Source organism: Bradyrhizobium sp. HKCCYLS3077, assembly GCF_051167555.1.
GTDB lineage: Bacteria > Pseudomonadota > Alphaproteobacteria > Rhizobiales > Xanthobacteraceae > Bradyrhizobium.
Window position 1 is genome coordinate 1,109,806 of sequence record NZ_JBNPTH010000001.1, and the last position, 20,075, is coordinate 1,129,880.

General features: G+C 62.1%; 18 protein-coding genes, 1 tRNA gene and 1 pseudogene. 11 read left to right on the forward strand and 9 right to left on the reverse strand.

What is annotated here, in order from left to right; genetic code table 11:
• Positions 1-398: 398 nt before the first annotated feature.
• Together ACQR0Z_RS04905 and ACQR0Z_RS04910 are read left to right on the forward strand one after the other, a co-directional pair.
• The gene (locus ACQR0Z_RS04905) at positions 399-2,297 is read left to right on the forward strand and encodes a hypothetical protein (RefSeq protein WP_316237143.1); all 1,899 of its coding nucleotides are present in this window, start codon (positions 399-401) and stop codon (positions 2,295-2,297) included.
• Between the two features lie 41 nt (positions 2,298-2,338).
• Entirely contained in the window at positions 2,339-2,995 is a 657-nt protein-coding gene (locus ACQR0Z_RS04910) for a hypothetical protein (RefSeq protein ID WP_316237142.1), read from the forward strand.
• Between the two features lie 91 nt (positions 2,996-3,086).
• On the opposite strand, the gene ACQR0Z_RS04915 is transcribed toward ACQR0Z_RS04910, so the two are convergent.
• The 4 genes and pseudogenes from ACQR0Z_RS04915 to traA form a co-directional block, all read right to left on the reverse strand.
• Positions 3,087-4,376, reverse strand: coding sequence for a DUF6602 domain-containing protein (locus ACQR0Z_RS04915; RefSeq protein WP_316237141.1), 1,290 nt, complete (start codon positions 4,374-4,376; stop codon positions 3,087-3,089).
• Between the two features lie 244 nt (positions 4,377-4,620).
• Positions 4,621-4,869: pseudogene (locus ACQR0Z_RS04920) on the reverse strand (SOS response-associated peptidase); the annotation flags it as partial.
• A gap of 767 nt (positions 4,870-5,636) precedes the next feature.
• The gene (locus ACQR0Z_RS04925) at positions 5,637-5,852 is read right to left on the reverse strand and encodes a helix-turn-helix transcriptional regulator (protein ID WP_316237208.1); all 216 of its coding nucleotides are present in this window, start codon (positions 5,850-5,852) and stop codon (positions 5,637-5,639) included.
• Positions 5,853-5,981: 129 nt separating this feature from the next.
• Complete coding sequence (traA, locus tag ACQR0Z_RS04930) at positions 5,982-8,981, reverse strand: Ti-type conjugative transfer relaxase TraA (protein WP_434917842.1); 3,000 nt, start codon at positions 8,979-8,981, stop codon at positions 5,982-5,984.
• Between the two features lie 171 nt (positions 8,982-9,152).
• On the opposite strand from traA, the gene ACQR0Z_RS04935 reads away from it, so the two are divergent.
• The 4 genes from ACQR0Z_RS04935 to ACQR0Z_RS04950 all read left to right on the forward strand — a co-directional run bounded on the left by ACQR0Z_RS04935 (position 9,153) and on the right by ACQR0Z_RS04950 (position 12,536).
• The gene (locus ACQR0Z_RS04935) at positions 9,153-9,479 is read left to right on the forward strand and encodes a conjugal transfer protein TraD (RefSeq protein ID WP_316237139.1); all 327 of its coding nucleotides are present in this window, start codon (positions 9,153-9,155) and stop codon (positions 9,477-9,479) included.
• Between the two features lies 1 nt (position 9,480).
• Positions 9,481-9,747, forward strand: coding sequence for a conjugal transfer protein TraD (locus ACQR0Z_RS04940; protein WP_316237138.1), 267 nt, complete (start codon positions 9,481-9,483; stop codon positions 9,745-9,747).
• A gap of 638 nt (positions 9,748-10,385) precedes the next feature.
• Complete coding sequence (locus tag ACQR0Z_RS04945; protein ID WP_434917843.1) at positions 10,386-11,057, forward strand: hypothetical protein; 672 nt, start codon at positions 10,386-10,388, stop codon at positions 11,055-11,057.
• Between the two features lie 264 nt (positions 11,058-11,321).
• Positions 11,322-12,536, forward strand: a complete 1,215-nt coding sequence (locus ACQR0Z_RS04950) for a hypothetical protein (RefSeq protein ID WP_316237136.1) — start codon at positions 11,322-11,324, stop codon at positions 12,534-12,536.
• 259 nt (positions 12,537-12,795) lie between these two features.
• On the opposite strand, the gene ACQR0Z_RS04955 is transcribed toward ACQR0Z_RS04950, so the two are convergent.
• Positions 12,796-13,299: a hypothetical protein gene (locus ACQR0Z_RS04955; protein WP_316237135.1), complete on the reverse strand. Its 504-nt coding sequence runs from the start codon at positions 13,297-13,299 to the stop codon at positions 12,796-12,798.
• A gap of 65 nt (positions 13,300-13,364) precedes the next feature.
• On the opposite strand from ACQR0Z_RS04955, the gene ACQR0Z_RS04960 reads away from it, so the two are divergent.
• Positions 13,365-13,613: a helix-turn-helix domain-containing protein gene (locus tag ACQR0Z_RS04960; RefSeq protein ID WP_316237134.1), complete on the forward strand. Its 249-nt coding sequence runs from the start codon at positions 13,365-13,367 to the stop codon at positions 13,611-13,613.
• A gap of 288 nt (positions 13,614-13,901) precedes the next feature.
• On the opposite strand, the gene ACQR0Z_RS04965 is transcribed toward ACQR0Z_RS04960, so the two are convergent.
• Together ACQR0Z_RS04965 and ACQR0Z_RS04970 are read right to left on the reverse strand one after the other, a co-directional pair.
• A complete protein-coding gene (locus ACQR0Z_RS04965; protein WP_316237133.1) occupies positions 13,902-15,272 on the reverse strand; it encodes a tyrosine-type recombinase/integrase in 1,371 nt (456 codons plus the stop codon).
• Between the two features lie 222 nt (positions 15,273-15,494).
• Positions 15,495-15,579: transfer RNA gene (locus tag ACQR0Z_RS04970), tRNA-Leu, on the reverse strand.
• Positions 15,580-15,750: 171 nt separating this feature from the next.
• Between ACQR0Z_RS04970 and ACQR0Z_RS04975 the strand changes: the two genes are divergently transcribed.
• Entirely contained in the window at positions 15,751-16,290 is a 540-nt protein-coding gene (locus ACQR0Z_RS04975; RefSeq protein WP_434917844.1) for a disulfide bond formation protein B, read from the forward strand.
• Here the strand turns inward: ACQR0Z_RS04975 and ACQR0Z_RS04980 are convergent.
• Positions 16,287-17,372, reverse strand: a complete 1,086-nt coding sequence (locus ACQR0Z_RS04980) for an AbrB family transcriptional regulator (RefSeq protein WP_434879886.1) — start codon at positions 17,370-17,372, stop codon at positions 16,287-16,289. The two genes, ACQR0Z_RS04975 and ACQR0Z_RS04980, sit on opposite strands and share 4 nt — an antisense overlap.
• Before the next feature lie 91 nt (positions 17,373-17,463).
• On the reverse strand, positions 17,464-17,763 hold the full coding sequence (locus tag ACQR0Z_RS04985; protein ID WP_434917845.1) for a hypothetical protein: 300 nt from the start codon (positions 17,761-17,763) through the stop codon (positions 17,464-17,466).
• 191 nt (positions 17,764-17,954) lie between these two features.
• On the opposite strand from ACQR0Z_RS04985, the gene ACQR0Z_RS04990 reads away from it, so the two are divergent.
• From ACQR0Z_RS04990 to ACQR0Z_RS05000, 3 genes are all read left to right on the forward strand, one after another.
• Positions 17,955-18,452, forward strand: a complete 498-nt coding sequence (locus tag ACQR0Z_RS04990) for a hypothetical protein (protein ID WP_434859801.1) — start codon at positions 17,955-17,957, stop codon at positions 18,450-18,452.
• 132 nt (positions 18,453-18,584) lie between these two features.
• Positions 18,585-19,370 carry a sulfite exporter TauE/SafE family protein gene (locus ACQR0Z_RS04995; protein WP_434917846.1) on the forward strand — a complete coding sequence of 262 codons (786 nt, stop codon included), beginning with the start codon at positions 18,585-18,587 and terminating at the stop codon, positions 19,368-19,370.
• A 16-nt stretch (positions 19,371-19,386) separates the two neighbouring features.
• Positions 19,387-20,037 carry a DsbA family protein gene (locus tag ACQR0Z_RS05000; protein ID WP_434917847.1) on the forward strand — a complete coding sequence of 217 codons (651 nt, stop codon included), beginning with the start codon at positions 19,387-19,389 and terminating at the stop codon, positions 20,035-20,037.
• Positions 20,038-20,075 lie beyond the last annotated feature (38 nt).

Consider the following 20,075-nt stretch of genomic DNA (forward strand, 5'->3'; position numbering starts at 1 on the left):
ATGTCGAGCCCCTGACAGCGGAACGACGGCAAAAACGAAAGCCGTGACCACGGCAACGCATCCATCGGAAGAGCGACTGAACAGAGTGGTGGCAGGCGCCTTCGGAGCGCGCGGACGGTCAAGGCCAGCGGCTCTTGTGTTTCAACAGAATTCTTCATGAGGTGCGGGAAAATGCCATTGTCCGTTGGCGCAATGTCATAAGATAGTTCAACTGTAGATGGTACCGCCGACCGTCCAATTTTGGTCATTGATGTATTTCCAAAGCTCATTGAGGAGACGTGGCAGTGTTGTCATTCATATTGAGTGCGTGTTGCGATAACCTTTCGCGGTCCAAGCGCGAACGAACGTCGCAGCGCGCGGCACTGATCGTGGCAATCGCTTCTATGATGTTGGGTGCCATGATCGACAGCGCTCGCTGCGGCCCGCTCGAAGACCTCGTGAACACCAAATATCCTGCCGTCACCGCGGATCAACAGAGCCAGCGCGCGATCAAGACCGCTCTAGATGCGCTTCGCTCGAGTGCCGATGTCAACGTCGGTATCGGTGTCGCGTTTGACGACCTTCGGGCTTTGGTGCTCGCGCGTTCCGAAGTCCAAGCCGCTGGCATCACCGAAATCAAGCTGTCTGGAGACAATGACGTCCTCGACATCTCCTTGACCCTCGATCGCATTGTCGATGGCAAGATCATCCCGGACAGCCGCCAGGCATTGAAAGCTCTGTTCGACAAGCTGCATCCCCATGTGGTTGGACGTATCTCGTTCGGTATCGCCGTCGAAAGCGCGACCGAAGGCGCGACAAATGATCAGGTTACCGCGATCGTCTTCCGGCTTCTGCCTGTCTTCCGCAATATCAAGGTCGACAAAATCACCGTGGATACTGGTGAACTCGGTCAACTTCTCGGAAGAGATACCGCCGATATGACCGGTGCGGCCGACTCCATCGTCAGCTGGCTGAATGGTTATGCGGATCGGATCTCTGGAGGATTGAGCCATCTCGAATTTACGCGGATCTCCGTCCCGATCAGTCCTCTCCCGGCGGAGTCGGCAAATCACTCCTTCCAGGCCTCAACCTCCGGCCAAACGAAAATCGAGGTGAAAGTCACCGGCAACCCCATTTCCTCTCCCGCGCGCGTCGCAGCCATCGCATGGTTGATTGATCGCAACCGGATCATCGGGGTTGTCAAACTGGCGTTCCCCACCGATCCCAAGCCTTCGTCAGGTCCTCAAACTGGCGGAGCCGCGTTCAAGGATCTGAAAGAACTCGTGGACCAGCGAGTAAAGGATGGTCTCGGTATCGCCGACTGGCCCAAGCACACTACCGTAGCTGTGTCCAAATCCCTCATTGCCATCATTCTAAATTCTGCATTCCTGCAATCCCACCTTTGTCTGACAGCTTCTACCGACATCCCGAAGCAGGAGTTCGAGAAAAAAGTCAATCTCCCGGCGGCGAGCCTCATCGATTGCACCCCCTCTAAGCGTTGCGATCAGCCTCACGACGAGCGTAGCTGCGGCGGATGTATTAGTCGCCCCTTCGTCGGTGGCTGTTGGATCCACACCAACGATCCGGTATGCGAGGCCGCAAAAGCTACTCAGAACTCAATTTATGCTGCTAACAAGGCGGCTTGCGAGACGGAGAAAACGACCCTGAAGCTCGCGTGTGAAGGCGGCAAGGGTGTTGTCGATGCCATCGCGCATACTGGAAACTTCGCAAATATCGATGGCAGCTTCGGTACCGGTTCGGCCTCGCTCACGGCTTGTGTCCAAAGTGCGGTATTCACCCCAAAGCTCGATAGCGCCAAGTTGTCGCTTTTGCTCGGAGGGCAGGGAAGTGCTGATACTCATATTCACTTCACGCCCCTAGACATCGTAGGACACCTTGCCTGCCAGGCTCCATGGGGCCAAAGCAAACGTGTCTCCGTCACTCTGCCGAACCAGAACCTCGACGTGACCGCGGAGGCTCATCACACCAGAGCCGAGGATGGCAGTTTGGGGTATGATTTGAAGCTGCGAACGTCTGGTCTCGTCGCGCAAATACGTCCAGCTCCGCGTGATATTATTTTGTCGAGCTATAACATGGATATCGCTTGCGCTCCGATTGCCCCCTTGGTGAACACAATCGGTTTCAGCGCCGCACCCTTTATTCCGGAACTTCGCGGCGAGGTCCGCATCCCCGATCAGGAGCTTTCCTTGCACTACGATGTGCGCCCGGTCCTCGTGAAGGCGGGGCAAACACCCGTAACTTTGCGCTTTTCCGATAATGGGACCGCCCTTGCCGGAACAGCCGAAATCTCTCACTAGAAGTCTAGCGGCAAGTCCGCTCTCATGTCGGCGGGGATCATGTGACCCAGGCTCAAATCGCAAAAATCTGGTTCGTCGTGAGCGCGGTGCTGCTTTACTACGCGCTCAATACGTGGATCGTGGTCCAGGGCGGCAATGAGATTTTCGGAGCAAAACTTGTCGTCTCCAACAAGACACCTGCCGCCATGATCGCGATTCCGATCTGCACAATACTGTTGTTCGCCGCGTCGTGCATCGGGCGCTTTTTTGCGTTGCGCGGCGGCCCTCTCTGGCATCGACGCATTCCAATTGTCGGTTTCGAAGATATCGATACCGGTTCGCGCGAAGGCAGGATTTTTCAAGGCACCATGCTTTCGATATTCTCAATCATCCCGGCGATCGCGCTGATCTTCTTTTGGCACGCATTTGTCACGGCAACAGTGATGTTGAACGACGGCAGTAAAAAACCCGTTGGACTCTTCGATTGGACCGTGCTCGCCAAGACAATTAACGACCCGGCCCGCATTTGCACCGATTTCATGAAAGACCTTCCGGATCCCTGTGTTGCAAACGGCACCGTACTTCCCGGACTAGAGCCGACCGTGTTCGCTGTTCTAACGTTGATGGCCATAGCTGCGCTCGTTGCACATTGGACCGCAGTGCTCGGATCGAGCCAATCGGTTGAGGTGCAAGCGGCAGCAACTCCTAATGCCGAGTAGCGAGAAGCCAGATAGCCGCACGCTGCGGTGCAGAAGTACGCTGGTCGAGCATGTGCAGACTATACAGCGGATGGCACCACCGACGAACTCTTCATTCCTCGGATGCCTTTTTGCGCGCGTCGAGTTGTTCCATCATCCACAGGCCTGCAAGCTCGTCTTCGGCTGTGACGACGGTCTGCCCTGAAGGCATAAACGCCGTGATCAGGTTACCGGGCGTCAAGATGCGTACGTGGGATTCATCAATCCATGCCAGCAGGCGATCGGCTACCAGTCCAGCGATGGCTTCATCAGGATCGAGCTTTTCGTTTTGCGCCCATTCGCGAAAGCCCGGATCACGAACATCAAGTTCTCCTTCACTTGCAGCTTGCTGCAAGATGACCCACTCGTTCGTATTCACCTCACGCGGAGCCCACTGGCTTGATTCAATCGTCGCCAGTTCCTTCTTATCCAACTCGAAATGTTGAAACTCCCAGCCGACGGTCTGTCCCGTTTGTCCAATCCTTGTCAAAAGGAAAGGCGCAAGTCGCTCCATCTGCAGCGTATCGTTCATTGGAAGGTACTGCTTGAATTGATTGGACAACCGCGTCCAAATCAGTTCGAGCAAGATTCTGATAGGATTCTCGTTGTTTGACACAACTGCGATCCACCAGTCATCCAGAAGGGGAGAGATGTAAGGCTGACCGTTCATTTTGAGCAGGCTGTTGCTCCGGCAAATGACCAAGCTCGGAAAGGAGCCGAGCCCAAAGCCGCGTGTGGCTTTATTCTGCTCAATATAGTCAGAGAAGCCGTAGCGAAGACCGGCCTCGTCAACGTAGCCTTCATAACCAAGGACGACTCGTATTGGGCCAGTCAACTCCGTGACGAGCAAATGGTAAAAATACCGCACTTCCTCTGGCAATTGCATTAGCTCCGCCCGCCTCCTGGGATAAAGGCCAGTAAGGCGCGCGAAGGCTGTGAAAGCGGAGGTGACGTCAAACTGTGGTTGCACGCTTTGCACGTAAGCGCCGAACATATCGTTGATGTTGCGGAGTTTCTGAAAGGCGTCGTCCAGATCCGCGCCGTACAGATTCTTCTTCACTTCGAAAACGGCGAGTACATTCTGGATCGGCCAGACGAAATCGCTGGTGTAGGGGACCGGTTTGCCTTCGCCCGTGACAAGCATCGCATCTGTCTGCGGCCCCAGTTGACCGTCGTGCCCTTCGACAAAGCCGCTTACGACGCGTACGTCGAGCTCGACCGGGATGGCGCGATCCAGCAAATCCCGTGTCAACCCCTCATACATGGCCCCAATGGTTGGCGCATGCGTGATGTGTTCTTGTGCGAGCTTGGCGGCCTCTGCCTGTTGAAGGTCCTGCAGGATGTTCGCAAGGCTGGTAATCATGGGGTGTCTTCCCTGGGAGCGTGCTGCTGCTTGAGCGGCGCCCGACGGCGCGCCGCTGTTCCGCCTCGAGTGTCTCAAGATACGATGCGACCGTCGAGGTGAGCACGAATCAGCCCTCTGCCGACTTCGACGCTCGGTGATCCTTACCGGAACCGCAACAAGATCAACACGCCGCAGCTGCCGCCAGAGCCCGTGCCAGATTCTCCGCTCCGTTCGCCACGTGCTCCAACGCACGGTCCATGATCTACCCGGCTGCCTTATCTTCCTTTTCCGGACCGCGCATCACGATCTCCAACGCGTTGTCAGGCAGAGGCCGCTGCAACGCCTTGGCCTCGTCCCACGGCGCGCGCATCCAGATGTCGCGTTCTTCCTCGCTCGTCAGGATCACCGGCATCGCTTTCGGATGAATAGGCGCAACGACGGCGTTCGGCGATGTCGTTAGGAATCCATAGACAAGGTGAGGGCCCGGGATCGGCTTGGACTTCGTGCCGCGGGTGAATGCGCTCGATCTGTCGCGCGAATTTCTTATGGGGAGGCAAATCGTTCAAGCTGGTATCCCGCGTCTCTGTCTTGTCCTGAATCGGTCCCAGCTCGCCATCAAGTGCGGCAGAAACGAGATTCTGTTGCGCCGTGGCGCGAGTACTCCACGAACGCGGCAGCACTGGATCAATGTGAAAAGATCAGTATAACATCGCACCGATCAATCTGAAGGGGCTCCGTTCCTCGCGCGCGCCAGGGTGAAGTGCGGCAAAGGGCCGGCGAGGCGGGGCGACCCTGCTGCGCGACCTGAGGCTGCCAAGCGGACGGCGGCCATATGTCGACATGGCCGAGGCCACCGAGCAGTTGCCGGCGGGAACTACGTGGCTGCTGGTGCTGTTGCGACGCCACGCTCTGATCGGGAACGCAAGGGAGCCAGGGGCGAGCACGGCAACGACGCCTATCCGCAGGCGGCGGAGTGAGGGTCAATCCGGGGCCGCGACAGCGGTCCGGGAACTATGTCGGGAAATTCTCGGCGGCGCGCCGAACTGGCGTGCGGCCGAACGTTACTTGTAACGGTGTAACGCACGATCCGTGACGGCGTAACGCACCCACCAACGCCTCATGTGACGAGGTAACGCGAGTCCGTCTGCTTGGGGACCCCGACCAGGCCAGTGGCAGGCAGTCAAGGCCGAAGCCGCGAAGCGGGGGCGCAATAATGCCACTTTCAAGCCTGCCGCAGGCCCGGCCCACCTCCGCCGGCAGAAGGACAAGCCGTAGAGCTCACCCTACTTCATCGAACTCGCCTTTCGGACGCCACGAGACGGGATCTGCGATCCATCGGTTGATGTCGGATTCATGCCAGCCGGTCCCGTTGACGCTGATCTTGATCTGGGTCGGGAACGTGCCCTCGGCGATCTTGCGGTAGATGGTGGACCGGGACAGCCCAGTTCGGGCAAGAACGGTTTTCAAGCGGACGATACGGTCTCGTTCTCGCATGGCCGCGCTGCCTTCCGCTGGCTGTTTCTGACGACTGCTGAGACCAGACAAGGCATGCATTCAAGGACGCGCAAGAGGATTTCACACGTCATCGTACTGTGGCGAACAATCGGCAGTAAATCGGATTGCTCAAATTCCTAGGCTCCGGCCTCTGCCGAGGTCGATGCCATGTGTGAAGGCCAATTCGAGGCCGAGCCGGCGGCCCGATTCGAACGCGATCCCGAGTTCCCGCTTGCGGTTGTCGAGGAGGGATTCCAGTTGCGGATCGCGTTCGAGGCTTCTGGCCATGTCGCCCATCGCCGAGCGCGTGGCCTTGTAGCCGGAGATATCGCCCGCCTGATACTGGCGCTCGCTGATGTTGTCGAGCTTCTGCCAGTCCTCCACGAAGCGGTCGGCGCGGCGGCCCGGATTGATGCGCAGTTCGGTTTCGAGCTGAAGCGCGCGGATGGCGCGGTCGAGCCGGCCGCTGGCCGCCTCGCGGACCAGTTCTGGGTTCTTCTTGTAGGCGGCTTCGGCGTCGTGCGAGCCATAGGGCCGCACCTCCTCGAAGACCTGGCGGGCCTTTTGTAGTTCTTTCACCTGCTCGGGACTTGCCTCGCCGCCCATCTCCTGCACCTCGAAGATCGCATCCACGGCGCGGGCATGGCGCACGAGCGCCTGGGTACGCACGCGACGCAATTCCTTTTCCGGGTCTGCCGCCACACTCCTTTCCGGCGCTTCGGCTTCGCGCCGCTCGGCTCCGGTACCGCTCCATTCCCTTTCCGGCGTTTCCCGCTCCGGCCTCCGTCCGCCATCCGGGCCGGGCGCATCTCCAGGAGAGCGAAGGCCGTCGAACATGTCCCGCAGCTTTTCCGGCACGACCATGCGCACAATCTCGGTCACGCGCTCGCGGAAGGTGATCCCACGCCGCTCGGCGTAGCTCTGGACCGGATCGGCACGCTCGTAGTCCGAGGCCATCTCCTTGGCCCGGTCGCGGGACAGGGTGCGGACAAGCCGGTCCTGACCGGCAAAATCGTCCCGGCCGTAATGCAGGTGGACGCCGTCGCGGTGCCGCGACAGGGAGACATAGCTGCCATGGGCGTCCATGCCCGGCGTCGCCAGCACATGGGTGCGGTCTACCGTCATGCCCTGCGCCTTGTGGATGGTCGCGGCATAGCCATGGTCGATCCGGTCATAATCCTTGAGTTCGAAGCGAACCGATCGGCCATCGTCGGTCTGCACGGTCATGGATTGCGCGCTGACCCGCTCGATGGACCCGAGCGTGCCGTTCTTCACGCCAAGGCCGCGCTCGTTCTGCAGGAACATGACGCGGTCTCCGCTGGCAAAATCTCTCGCGCCGCGCTCGACGGTCAGGCGGACGTCATCCCCCAGATCACCCGCAGCCCGCATCCGCCCGCGCGCCGCCTCGTTAAGCGCCCGGACCTCGTCGTTGGTATGAGTGAGGATGATCCGGCTCTTGTCAGGCGACGCCTGCCGGTCTCGGTTCCAGCGCTCGATCAGATCGCCGCGCGCCTGTTCGCGGGTCTGGGCCTCATGCACCATGCCGCGGGAGCGATAAACTTCAAGCGCATTACCGGTTTTGCCAGTGGCGAGATCGCGCGTGGCGTCGCGCTGCCAGTCTTCCCGCTGACGGCGCACTTCGCTGATTCCCGCGCCGGCGTGTCGTTCGTGAATCGAACGAAAGGCCGCGCCCGCTTCTATTGCTTGCAACTGCTGGGGATCGCCGACCAGCACGACTTTCGCGCCGGCCTCTGCCGCATGGGATAGAACGCGTTCCAATTGGCGCGTGCCGACCATGCCCGCCTCGTCGATCACCAGCACATCGCGCGACCTGAGCAGGTCGCGGCCTTGTCCCCAGCCATGCTCCAGGCTGGCAATGGTGCGGGACGATATGCCCGATCCGCTTTCAAGATTTTCCGCTGCGATGCCGGACAGCGCCAAGCCACGGACCTCATAGCCGGCCGCTTCCCAGGCCTCTCGCGCCACGCCCAGCATCGCGCTCTTTCCCGTTCCGGCATAGCCGACCACAATGCCGAGATCGCGCCCATCGGTGATATGCGCCAGCGCGTTGGCCTGCTCGCCGGAAAGCAAAAGCCCGCGCCGTTCAGCGCGCAGGAGTGCGGCCTGCCTGTGAGCATCATTGACCGCATAGCGCTCCCGTTCCGCCATTAGTTTAGCAGCGCGATACAGGCGCTGTTCGGCCTCAATCATCTCGCGGGTCGTGAAGCGATCTTCACCGCGTCCGTCCTTGCCGAGTTCGACCAGACCAGGTGCGCCGCGCATCGCGCCCGTGACCTCGTTGAACTGGTCGATGCCGTCGCTGTGCCGATGCGCGAACTTCGCCATGTCGCGCTGCGTGAAGGTCGATTGTTGCTGGGTGATCGCATCCAGTGCGACGGAAGGATCGGCAATGATCCTCTCGCCATTGTTCCGCGCGATCTCGCGGTGCATCTCGGCGCGGTCAGCGGCTTCGATTCCTTCGCCTTCGATCCGCTGCGCCGGCGCACCGATCTGGCTTTGCGGTTCAAGCGCGAGGCCCTGTGCTTCGAGGCTGCGGTGGTCGATCCGCGCGTCGATGTCGAGCTCGGCCAGCCGCTCGTTGGCAAGCTCCGCCCAGCGTTCGCGCCAGCGCTCCACCATCTCGGTGCGGTTCCACTCCCGCACTTTCCGGCCAAAACCGGTCTCGTCCACCGCGCGCATGGTCAGCATGACGTGGGCATGGGGTTTGGGCACGCCGTCCTCGGCCATATCCCAATGCACATTGAGATCGGCGATCATGCCCCGATCGACGAATTCGCCCCGAACGAAGTCGCGGGCGAGTTCGATGCTCTGTGCCTCACTCATCTCGCGCGGAAGGGCGAATTCGACTTCACGGGCAAGCTGCGCGTCCTTGCGGACTTCGAAGGCTTCGACATCGTTCCAAAGCCGTTCGCGATCGCGCCATGCTGGCGGCGCGTTCTCCGGCAACATCACCTCAGAATGGACGACGCCGCGCTTTCCCGAAAAATCGTGGCTACGCTCAAGGCGCTCGTCGCGCAGCCGCGAACCCGAGCGGTAGGCGGCCGACGCTACCGCACTGGAGCCAGACTTGCGGCCAATGACCTTGACGTGAAGATGATAGATCGCCATCGCGATCAGATCAGTGGCACGGCAGAGCGCACGTCGGAACGACGTATAAGCGCGCCCTCCCTCGAAAAATTCTCGGGAGGGACTACCGCGTCCCAGGCCGTCCTGGCGACCTTACAGCATTGTGCCGGGTGCTCGTCTATCATTTCTCCATCAACCCTGACGGAGACGATGATGCGCAAACCACGGGACTTCGACGCAGCACTAAAAGCGCTCGAAGACAAGGCGCGAGGACTGAAGACCCGCAAAGTGCAGCAACTCGGTGAACTGGTGATTGCTACCGGGGCAGACGCGCTTAACGCCAACGAACTGGCGGGCGCGCTGGTCGTGCTAGCCGAGACAAAAGAAGCCGGAAAGAGGGAGGCATGGGCCAAACGCGGGGCCGCGTTTTTTCAAAGCCGGGCACGGCGAACTGCGCCGCCAGCTGACCGAAACGCGGATGGCGCTCCTGCGCAACCGAGCGGCACGCAACCGGCATCAGGCCGCAAGGGCGCGACATAACATGCGCACGTGGCAGGTCGAGCGCCGCCGGCGCACGCGGCATCTAATCGAACTCGGCGGCCTCGTCGTGAAAGCCGGTATCGTAGACCTGACCGGCGACGACCGCGCCACGATTTTCGGCGCGCTGCTCTGGATGGCCGACAAGCTCCAAAGCGGTCAGGGCGAACGGGCGCGAGCGCTGTGGGTAGCGAAGGGGAAGCAAGCGTTTGAGGCGGATCCGGCAACACACAAGGGGACAGATCGAACTGTTTCAGCAGCACATCGTTGATGCACGATAATGGTAGTCCGCCGAGCGACTGCGTGCGCGGAGCGTCGTTCTAGTATGCGATCGGCGCTAGAAGCGGGGCGAAGGAACTCGCGATCCGCCAAATGTGTTTCGGCTCCGAACATTGACCCCACAGGTGCGAGGTTTATCAAACATTTAGGACGTCGATCGGTCCCTGGACCCCACGCCGACCCACAGGCTGGGGATGCAGTTGAGATCATCGAGCCGATCAGCGTCGAGAGGAGCGTCGCTGTTAGTTCGGCAGCGAGCGCATTCTGATACGGTATCATGCTGAGGCGGCGGTCTTCGACGTCCCGGCGCCATATCCGACGTCATGGATCAGCTTCGCGCGCATTTCAACTGGGGCAGGCGCATTCGATTGGCAGGTCGTCCCATGGCAATGGCGGTGAGTCCCCATGGATCGGCCGAAGACCGGGCTTGATTTGGCCGCTGTTCGAACCGTTCAATCGTCCTGATTGCTGGTGCGAGCGCGCAACTTGGCTTAGGTCTCCATTGCGGCCTGCGGCGAGCTCCAAAAGTCCGGCACGCGATCAGGTCCGGGGGGCGAGATGGTTCGGTGTGCAGCTGTCGTGTTTGGACTGAGTTGTCTTGCCTCGGCCGCTTTGGCCCGGGCCCCGGCGATGGCAACTCTCAGACCGGAGGCCAGCAAGTCGTGCATCGGGGTGATTGCCGCCGCCGACCGCTTCATGGTGACGAAGATCGGGTTCACTGCATTTGACAGCGAGACCTTGGTGGCGCCGATCGAGAGCTGGGGCCTCGATGATCTCATCGCCGCACGGGTTCGCGTCGCAGCGGGGGCCGGCGCCACGGTGCTGCGCCTGACCTATCCCAAGAGCGCGTTCGATCCGTTCTACGATCCTCCATCTCGCCCGGCTCCGCCGCCCGGCCGCCAGTTGACAGATATCGTTCGGCGGATCGCGGGGAGCACCAGGTGCAGGCGCTACGTCGTCATCACGGCGTCTCCCGGAGCATATTCTCCGACCAACAAGACAATTGCCGGAGTAGGAGTCTATCAGAACAGCCTCTCAAAAAGCGTGTACGTCTACGCTCATCTCCTCGTCACGGTTTTTGACGGGGAAAGCTTTGCCATTCGCCAAAATCCCTACGCAACCCTCCAAGCGAGGCTCGAGCGGGCTTTCGTGCCGAGGAAGGATTTCGATCGCGAGATCGATCGCACGTTGTTCCCGTCGTCCGCGGCGGAAGCGGCCAACAGCGCTGCCTTGCGCAATGGCGCACGCGGCGTCGTGGCGGAAAGCCTCGACGACTTCCTGCCTGCGTTTTTCCGGGAGTGAGACACGGCTGACGCCAGAACCCTGGCCGCGCCTACCGGTCACCCCAGGTGCTTCGAACGAGGACATATTCGCCGCGCTGTGGCGGCGCTTACGATTGCGGCAAGACCAGCAGGTGCAGGAGTGGGCGGAACTCGGCTGACTGAGATTTCTGCGCCCGTCGCATGAGTTGCCACATTGCGTGCTGAACGGGGGCGCTCTTCTATGACAGTTCGTGGGCGAACACTCACCCGGCGCGAGCTCTACGACCTGGTCTGGGCGACGCCGATGAGCAAGCTTGCCCGAGAGTTCGGTATCTCGGATGTCGGTCTCAAGAAGGTTTGCGACCGCCACCGAGTGCCAACACCCGGGCGTGGTTACTGGGCGCAGCTCGAAGCGGGTAAGAACCCGAAGAAAACGCACTTCACCGACGTACCGGAACCTGCGCTCAATCGCATCGAGATTCGGCCCGGCCTAGTGGACCTGCCCGAGCCCGTTCGGCAGGTCATCGAAGCGCGGAAAGCCGAGCGCAAGCTTGCGGCACCTCGACGCCAGCGATTGCTGGCGCCTGCACCGATCCACGAGCCCATCACCGACGTCCACCCGGCCGTGCGGCAGACCGTCCAGGCCCTGCGAAAGTGCACGCCGTCCAGCGTTTCGGCCGAGGCCTTCGGCGACGGCTTGTGCGGCGTGACGGTCGGTCGGGAGAGCATCGAGCGCGCAGCATACGTCCTTGATCGGCTCGCCCGTGCCCTGGAAGTTAACGGAACGCCCCTTGCCCCGACTGGCGAAGCCATGCAGGTGACGGTCGGGCCGGAAAGGGCGGTCTTTAACCTCAAAGAACGAACGCGTACGGTCGCGCATGTGCCAACGGCCGATGAACTGGCCGAAGTGGCGCGGCGGCGAGAGCAACGGGAGCGGCACTGGCGTAACCCGAGCCGATGGCCTGCCCCGCCTTACGGAGCGGTCTACCCTGAGAGGGACACCGTCTGGACCGGCGAACTCTTGATCCAGATTGATGGATACAGCGATGGGGTTCGCCGGTCCTGGGCTGATGGCCGAACTCAACGTCTCGAAGACCTGGTGTCATCGGTCGTCGATGGAATTACGGTGCTTTTGGCCGCGCGAAAGGTGGCGCGCCAGCAACGAGAAGAAAGAGACAGGAGAGAAGCCGAGTTACAGCGGCGCCACGATCTCGCCCGCGCCCGGTCTAAACGAGAGGAAGCTCGCTCCGCCTTCGCAGACGACATCGTGAAGCTCACCCGTGAGGCGGACGCTCTCCGCTCCTGGCTTGCTCAAGGGCACCTGACGAAAGCCCCTCAGACGAACGGGCAAGTTGCCCGCTTCCGTGCCTGGCTAAAGGACCGATTGCAGACGATTGAAAACAAGCTCGATCCAGTCATGGTCGAGCGCGTGCTCGCCAACCAGAAGCTCTTCCCGAACCCTGAAGAGGACGAGCTACACGATCCGTTGGGAGACCCGCCCCCCAGGCGCTGGTACTGAACCGCACATCGCTGAATTGGCCGGACGCTGGGTGACGCACTTGCCTACCCCTCGGCTCAATAGGAGAGGTGGATTCTGTTCGGTTGTTCGATTTGGCATGGGCCGTGTTTCGGCGTTCGGAAGCGCTGGTGGGGCACGATTCGTCCAACTCCACAAAGATCTTGCGAGGAATCGTCAGAGGAGTTAGCGGAACACGTACGAAAGCCAGTCCAGCTCTGCTTGCGAGACGCTAAAGCCATCGTCCGGTTGTCGCGAACAACTATGCGTCCCGGTCATCGCGAAGCGGCAATGGAAGCCCGGCAGTTTCGCATACGGCTTCGATTAGGAGGCGAACGGCCCGCGCATCCCAATCGATCTGATCGATCGGTGCGTTCCAGTATTCGGATACAACGTGGGCTGCATGCCGAGCTTTTACGCCGTGACCAAGGGCAGTAAGCGCTGGCGTCTGCATGATGGCCCGCTCGATGGGTTCTAAGCGTCGGAGCGCGTCCTCGATCTCCTCGAGGTGGGCTTCCGAGCCCAAGCTCTGCAATTTCTGAATTTGAGCCGCCACTCCCTCGAACTGCTCGCCTAGCGTCATGAGCGCCGAATCTTCATCGGTTGCCTGCATGGCGAAGCCTATCTCCGTATCATGACCGCGCGCATTCCCCGTGTGGATCGGCCGAAAGGCGCTGGTTTCTCTGGTCTGAGACAAGTCAGTTCCTGCGATATGACGGCGATTGTGGTCGGGCAAAAGAGCGGCCCACACGACGATAATATCCAATTTTTAGATAATCTGCAAATCGGATTATTTGAGTTGCCCTCGATCTACCGAGGGGCGGCTGTCGAATGTCTCAAACGCTTCAATCGCCACGCCATGAGGCGTTGAGGGCGTTTATAGTAGAAAAGCGCAAGAAGGCTGGTCTCACGCAGGCCGAGGTGGCTGCAAAACTTGGCCGTTACCAATCGTTCATTGCAAATGTTGAAAGTGGCCAACGGCGAATCGATGTGGTTGAATTGATTGATATTGCAAATGCCATCGGTTTTGATCCGCGAGAGGCGATAAAGAGGTTGAAGTCGGTCAGTTCAAAGTCTTAAGAACGTCAGGCGATGGTACCGTCTGTCGCTTCTCAGCCGATGCTCGCGCGCGTCAATAGTCCCTCGCGTGCGGCACCCGGTTCAGCCATAGTCTGGAGGACAGAGTGACCGCGACATATGTCCCGTGGGATGAACCCTGTAGCTCAAGTATTGTAGTATAAACGCCGGGGCACTGCTCCGGTATCGGTTGATTGAGCACACTTAAGTCGTGAACATCGCCTACGCTCCATACATAAGCTTGCCACAGATCTAACCGGGCAGCATCAACCCCATCTGAAAATAGGCGATTCAAGCCTGCGTGCCTCCCTTGATCGGCATCACCTTCTTGGGATCGAGCCAGTGGTCGATCCGATCAGCCCAATGCTGCATCAGCCTCGTGCGCGAGCCGATCAGCGCGAGCGGTCCGTGCTTCTTGTAGAGCCCTTCCACAGTCGAATTATCGAGATGCGCGAGCTGCAGCTCGACGACATCGCCATCCCATGCCTTGGCGTCCTTGATCTCTTCGTGGTGAGACAGGGTCGAGAAGGTGGTCCGGAACCCGTGGGCGCAATGATCAGTCTTGGTGTCAATGCCAAGCAGCCGCAAGCGCTTGTTGAGCGTGTTGTTCGATAGCGGGGCATCCTTCGAGCAGGAAAATGCGTATCGGCGATGGCCGGTCAGCTTCTGAACGCTGCGCAGGATTGCAAGTGCCTGCCGTGACAAAGGCACGACATGGTCCCAACCGGTCTTCATCTTGGTGGCTGGAATAGTCCAGCGTTCGGCATCCCAATCGACCTCGCTCCACTCCATTTCATTGACCATGCCGGGGCGGGGAATGGTCAGCGCGTCGAAGCGCAAGGCAAGGCCCACAACGTCACCAAACCTCGCTCTCGTCCAGGGTGCGCTGATGAGCTTGAAGACGCGCGTCACGTCGCGCGGTTCGGTGACGCCGGGACGCGGGGTCGAAATGTTGGCAATCATCTGCCCATTCAGGTTGCGGAATGGATTGTAGCCGTCGCCTTCAACATCAGCATAGTTGCAGATTTGCTCACAGATGCTGCGCACGCGGTCGCGTGTTTCCAGCTTTCCGTCGGCTTCGTATGAACGCATGAAAGCGAGCACGTCCGGACGCTTGATGTCTTGCCTGCATAGCTTGCCGAAGCGATCCTTGACGTAGCCGACGCGCAGCTCAAGCACCTCAATAGTCTTGGGATCACGTACCGCGACGACCCTACCGCGTTTGACTTTCTCGACCTTCTTCTTCGCAAGCCATTCGTCCGCCCATTGCCCGAAAGGCCGGGCGGCCGCCTGCCTGTGCTTGTCGAGCTGCTTCTCGATGCTCGGGTCTTTGCCTTCCTTGAGCAGGTCTTTGGCCTTGTCGCGCTCGCGCCGCGCGTCTGCGAGCGAGAACGTGCCATCCCTGCCGTTGCCGTAGGGGCCGATGGAGTAGGTTTTCTGGCGGCCGTGGAAACGGTAGTCCATCCGCCAGAGCTTGGAGGCAGCGTTGCCGGGCCTGCTCACGTCCGGCGTGACGAAGAGATAGAGCCAGCCGCCGGTCACGTCGGAAATCTTGGCGGGACTCCACGCGCCCTTGTCGAATTTCGGTCGGGCGGCGCGGCAGTCGACGTCGGTCCTGATCTGCTTGGGATTGGCGCACGCGCCATCGTTCTTGCCGGCCATCTGCTCAATTCCTTCATTCGGAATAGCGAAAGTCGCCGTGAACGTTTGTTCTCCCGATACCAGCAAGATACCAGCAAAAATACCAGCAAATCGGCCGGCTGGGATCGGAGGAGAACAAACGGTGACGAACGAAAATGTACGCGGAAGTGCCTATTTTTCAAGGGTTTCCGAGCACTGCGCGGGCGGTTGCGGACGTTTGAGAACGGGCTTGAACAGCCTAGTTGGTGCCCCTGGCCGGAATCGAACCAGCACTCCTTGCGGAACTCGATTTTGAGTCGAGCGCGTCTACCAGTTCCGCCACAGGGGCATTCGCGATGGACCCTGTGCAGGAACCAGCGAAGCGGGGCGGACTATAGCGGGCGGCGGGGCGGGGTCAACCCGCACGGACGTGATGGCGTCTCATCTCGACAGCTTTCGCGAGCCGGAGTAGGAGCCGGAACGGCGCCGGCGCGAGGCCGGCGACATGTGCGAGGGACCGATGACCCAGACCTCCGTGATGGCCCACCCGGCGGCCGGGCGCATCAGCCCCGCCGTGACCGCCGCCCTGCTCGCGGCCGGCATCTCCGCGGCCGCGCTGGCCGGCGCCTGGTACATGCAGCTGGTCTGGGGCCTGCAGCCCTGCGAGCTCTGCCTCAAGCAGCGCTGGGCCTATTACGCGATCGTGCCGGTCGGGCTGGTCATTGCGCTGGCCGCGAGAGGCGGCGCGCCACGCGTGCTCGTGCTCGTAGGCCTCGGCCTGATCGCGCTGGCGGCGCTCGGCAATGCCGGGCTCGGCGTCTACCATTCCGGCGTCGAATGGGGCTTCTGGCCGGGGCCGACCGAGTGCACCGGGCCGATCGGCAATCTCGGCAGCGCCGGCACGCTGCTGGATCGGCTGGACAGCGTCCATGTCGTGCGCTGCGACGAGGTGCAATTCCGCTTCCTCGGCCTCTCGCTGGCCGGCTACAGCGTGCTGATCTCGCTCTTCATCGCCGCGGTCGCGGGCTGGGGCCTCACCCGCAAGACGGCTGCCGCCTAATCGTCGACGTCCTCCTGCGGCCGTCCGAACAGATGGACGATGCCGGGGGTGGCGATGGTGACGAAGACGAAGCGCGAGAGGTGATGCGCGCCGACGAAGATCGGGTCGATGTGCAGGGTCAGCGCCAGCGCCATCATGGCGTCCATCGCGCCGGGCGCAAAGGCGACGATGGTGTCGGAAAAGCGCACATGCGTGGTCAGCACGATGACGGTGACGAAGGCGGCGGAGATCGCCACCGCGATTGCGAACGAGCCGAGTGCGGCCCTGAGATGCCCGACCAGGGTCTTGACCCGCATCCGCGCGAAGCGGCTGCCGATCAGGGCGCCGATGCCGATCAGCGCCACGCCGCGCATCCAGTCCGGCAGGCCGCCTTCGACCAGGCCAGTGCCGTGCAGGACGCCGCTGGCAACCATCGCGCCGAACAGCCAGCTCGCCGGAAACTTGATCAGCTGCATCAGCATGGCGGCGACCAGCGAGGCCACCAGCAGCACGAGCAGGCCGAGCGGCGAGGCGACGCTCTGGTCGAGCGAGACCGGCGCCGCCGGCGCAACGCCGGCGATGGCCAGAACCAGCGGCAGCGCTGCGGTCAGGATGATGACGCGCAGCGTCTGCACCACCGCGATCGCCGGCAGGTCGGCGCCGCGTTCGACCGCGAGCAGCGTGATCTGCGACAGCGCGCCGGGGCTGCCGGCGAGCAGCGCCGAGGTGCGGTCCCAGCCGTGGACGTGCTGCAGATACAGGCTGGAGCCGAAGGTCGAGCAGAACGTCGCGAGCGCCAGCAGGCCGATCGTCACCGGATAGGCGCTGACATGGGTGATCAGTTCGCGCGAGACGATGGCGCCGATCGAGATGCCGAGCAGCAGCAGCACGGTCTGGGTCAGGATCGGCGGCATCGCCAGGGGACGGCCGGCGATGGCAGCGATCGCGGTCGCGATCATCGCGCCCGAGATCAGGCCGCCCGGCAGATGGGCGAACAGGAAGACAAGCCCGCCGGCCGTGCCGAGCGCGAGCGTCTCGAGCGCGCTCAGCGTCTTGGCGCGGCTCGGCCATTCGAAGGGGAGGGATGAGATGATCTGGCGCACGGCGCCTTATGCCAAAAGCCGGATGTGCGAACAATTAACGCGGCCGCGCAGGCGTCATGCACGCGCGGCCGCCGGGCGGACCGCCCGCCGATCATTTCGGCTTCTCGGGCGCCGCCGGAGCCGGCGCAGTGAGTGCCGCCGCCTTCTCCTGCTTGCAGGCGGAGCGGAATTTGCCGCGGGCCTTGCCGCGGAAGATGCCCTGTTCGTCGGCTTCCTTCGAGCAGGCCATCGAGATCGTCCGGCGGGTGGTCTTGTCGAGGGTCGAGAACTTGTCGGTGGCGGCGTCGGGACGGCTCGGCAGCGTCAATCCGGGTTGCGACCAGGCGGGACCCGCGGCCAACAGGGTGGCGATGGCGGCGGCTGCGAGCGCCGCGCGGGCAGTGAATTTCATGCAGAAGTCCTCGATTGAAACGGTCCGGCGCGATGTCCGGCGATGCTGAACCCGGTGTGAATGGAATGATCCGGATCGCCGCGCGAGGCAAATTATATTTTCGCGACGCCACGCTCCCGCCTGCTTTGTCGTGCGCGGGCGGCTCGCTAGTATCATAGTCCCATTCAACATGCTCCACAGGGAGATCTGGGATGAGTTTTCACGCAAAATCGTTGGTTGCTCCGTCGCTCGCTGCCTTGGCCGCGATCGGCCTCGCGACGTTCGCCGCCGCGCCGGCGCAGGCGCTGACGGCGCAGGAATGCAGCGCCAAGTACAAGCAGGCCAAGGACGCCGGCACGCTGAACGGCCAGAAGTGGAACGACTTCCGCAAGGCCCAGTGCGGCAGCGACGCTACCGCCGCGGCACCGGCCGCTGCTCCGGCGGCACCCGCTGCCGAGGCGAAGCCCGCCAAGGAGGCCAAGTCGGCCGCCAAGGAGGAAGCGGCTCCGGCGCCGAGCGGCCCGGCCGTCTTCCCGACCGCGGTGGATCAGAAATACGCCAAGGAGAAGCCGGGCACGGCCCGCATGCATACGTGCGTCGATCAGTACAACGCCAACAAGGCCACCAACGCCAATGGCGGCCTGAAGTGGATCCAGAAGGGCGGCGGCTACTTCAGCGAATGCACCAAGAAGCTGAAGGGCGCGGCCTGAGCCGACGCAGCGCAGCATCTTCACTGGCCGGAGGCGTGACGCCTCCGGCCGCTTCTCCGAATCGCAACGGCATTGCTGCTCCGGTGAATTTGGGGCTTGCCTTGATGGCCGGGACATGAATCTGCTCCGGCCATGATCTCTGCTCTTCAAGGCGTGCTCGGTCTGTTGTGCGGCGCGATGGTCGGGTTTTCGCTCGGCCTCGTCGGCGGCGGCGGCTCGGTGCTGGCGGTGCCGCTGATGGTCTATGTCGTCGGCGTGCCGGAGCCGCACATCGCGATCGGATCCAGCGCCATCGCGGTCGCCACCAATGCCGCGATCAACTTGGCCAATCACGCCCGCGGCGGCACCGTGATCTGGCCGATCGCGGCGCTGTTCGCGGCGGCCGGCATCGTCGGCGCCTTCACCGGCTCGCTGCTCGGCAAGATGGTCGACGGTCAGAAGCTGCTCGCGCTGTTCGCGCTGGTGATGATGGTGATCGCGCTCCTGATGCTGAAGACGCGCGCGCGCATCGGCATCCCCGACGTCAAGATGAGCATGGCCAATGTGCCGGCGATCCTCGGCTTCGGCCTCGCCACCGGCACGCTGTCCGGCTTCTTCGGCATCGGCGGCGGCTTCCTGATCGTGCCGGCGCTGATGGCGGCGACGGGCATGCCGATCATGAATGCAGTGAGTTCGTCGCTGGTCGCGGTGACAACGTTCGGTCTCACCACGGCGGCGAGCTATGCCTGGTCCGGCCTGGTCGCCTGGGATCTTGCCGGACTGTTCATCGCTGGCGGTATCGCCGGGGGCCTTGCCGGCACCCGGCTGGCGCGCCATCTCTCGGAGCGGCGCGGCGCGCTGAACATCGTGTTTTCGGCCGTGATCGCAGCGGTGGCGCTGTATATGCTGACCCGCAGCCTGCTGCACATCTGGAGCTGATTTGATGACACGCCGCATGTCGGACGACACTTCGCTGACCGCCAGCCGGCGCGGCGTCCTCCAACTCCTTGGTGCGGCCGCCGCGCTGGCGTCGTGGCCGGGCATGGCCCGCGCCCAGGACGCCGAAGAGCCCGACGAAGCCTCGGTGCTGCGCGATCCCGATGCGCCGGTGCTCGGCAATGCCTCCGGCGACATCGCGATCGTCGAATGGTTCGACTACAATTGCCCGTATTGCCGCAAGCTCGACCCCGAGCTGCAGCAGGTCGTGCACGACGACGGCAAGGTTCGCTGGGTGCTGAAGGAGTGGCCGATCCTCGGACCGGTATCCGTCACCGCGGCGCGGATGGCGCTGGCCTGCAAGTATCAGGACAAATACGCGAAGGCGCATGAGGCGCTGATCGGCACCAGCTCGAAGCTGACGGAGTCGCGCATCGATGAGCTGCTCGCGGAGGGCGGCATCGACGTCGATCGCGCCAAGCGCGACCTCTCCGCCAATGGCAAGGCGATCGACGCGATGCTCGCCCGCAACGACAGCCAGGCGCGTGGCCTGCGTTTCCGCGGCACGCCGTCCTTCATCGTCGGCAAGTTTAGGGTCCCCGGCGTGCTGACGATGGCGCAGTTCGAGCAGGTCATCGCCGACGCACGCAAGGCGAAGGCGGCAAACTGATTGGACACGCAAAAGGCGCCCCGACCGGAGTCGAGGCG

Excerpts from the sequence above, each read along its gene's own strand:
- ACQR0Z_RS04905 (WP_316237143.1), top strand. The coding sequence starts at position 399 with ATGATCGACAGCGCTCGCTGCGGCCCGCTCGAAGACCTCGTGAACACC.
- ACQR0Z_RS04915 (WP_316237141.1), bottom strand. The coding sequence starts at position 4,376 with ATGATTACCAGCCTTGCGAACATCCTGCAGGACCTTCAACAGGCAGAG.
- ACQR0Z_RS04925 (WP_316237208.1), bottom strand. The coding sequence starts at position 5,852 with ATGCGAGAACGAGACCGTATCGTCCGCTTGAAAACCGTTCTTGCCCGA.
- traA (WP_434917842.1), bottom strand. The coding sequence starts at position 8,981 with ATGGCGATCTATCATCTTCACGTCAAGGTCATTGGCCGCAAGTCTGGC.
- ACQR0Z_RS04935 (WP_316237139.1), top strand. The coding sequence starts at position 9,153 with ATGCGCAAACCACGGGACTTCGACGCAGCACTAAAAGCGCTCGAAGAC.
- ACQR0Z_RS04940 (WP_316237138.1), top strand. The coding sequence starts at position 9,481 with ATGCGCACGTGGCAGGTCGAGCGCCGCCGGCGCACGCGGCATCTAATC.
- ACQR0Z_RS04945 (WP_434917843.1), top strand. The coding sequence starts at position 10,386 with ATGGCAACTCTCAGACCGGAGGCCAGCAAGTCGTGCATCGGGGTGATT.
- ACQR0Z_RS04950 (WP_316237136.1), top strand. The coding sequence starts at position 11,322 with ATGAGCAAGCTTGCCCGAGAGTTCGGTATCTCGGATGTCGGTCTCAAG.
- ACQR0Z_RS04960 (WP_316237134.1), top strand. The coding sequence starts at position 13,365 with ATGTCTCAAACGCTTCAATCGCCACGCCATGAGGCGTTGAGGGCGTTT.
- ACQR0Z_RS04965 (WP_316237133.1), bottom strand. The coding sequence starts at position 15,272 with ATGGCCGGCAAGAACGATGGCGCGTGCGCCAATCCCAAGCAGATCAGG.
- ACQR0Z_RS04975 (WP_434917844.1), top strand. The coding sequence starts at position 15,751 with ATGACCCAGACCTCCGTGATGGCCCACCCGGCGGCCGGGCGCATCAGC.
- ACQR0Z_RS04985 (WP_434917845.1), bottom strand. The coding sequence starts at position 17,763 with ATGAAATTCACTGCCCGCGCGGCGCTCGCAGCCGCCGCCATCGCCACC.
- ACQR0Z_RS04990 (WP_434859801.1), top strand. The coding sequence starts at position 17,955 with ATGAGTTTTCACGCAAAATCGTTGGTTGCTCCGTCGCTCGCTGCCTTG.
- ACQR0Z_RS04995 (WP_434917846.1), top strand. The coding sequence starts at position 18,585 with ATGATCTCTGCTCTTCAAGGCGTGCTCGGTCTGTTGTGCGGCGCGATG.
- ACQR0Z_RS05000 (WP_434917847.1), top strand. The coding sequence starts at position 19,387 with ATGTCGGACGACACTTCGCTGACCGCCAGCCGGCGCGGCGTCCTCCAA.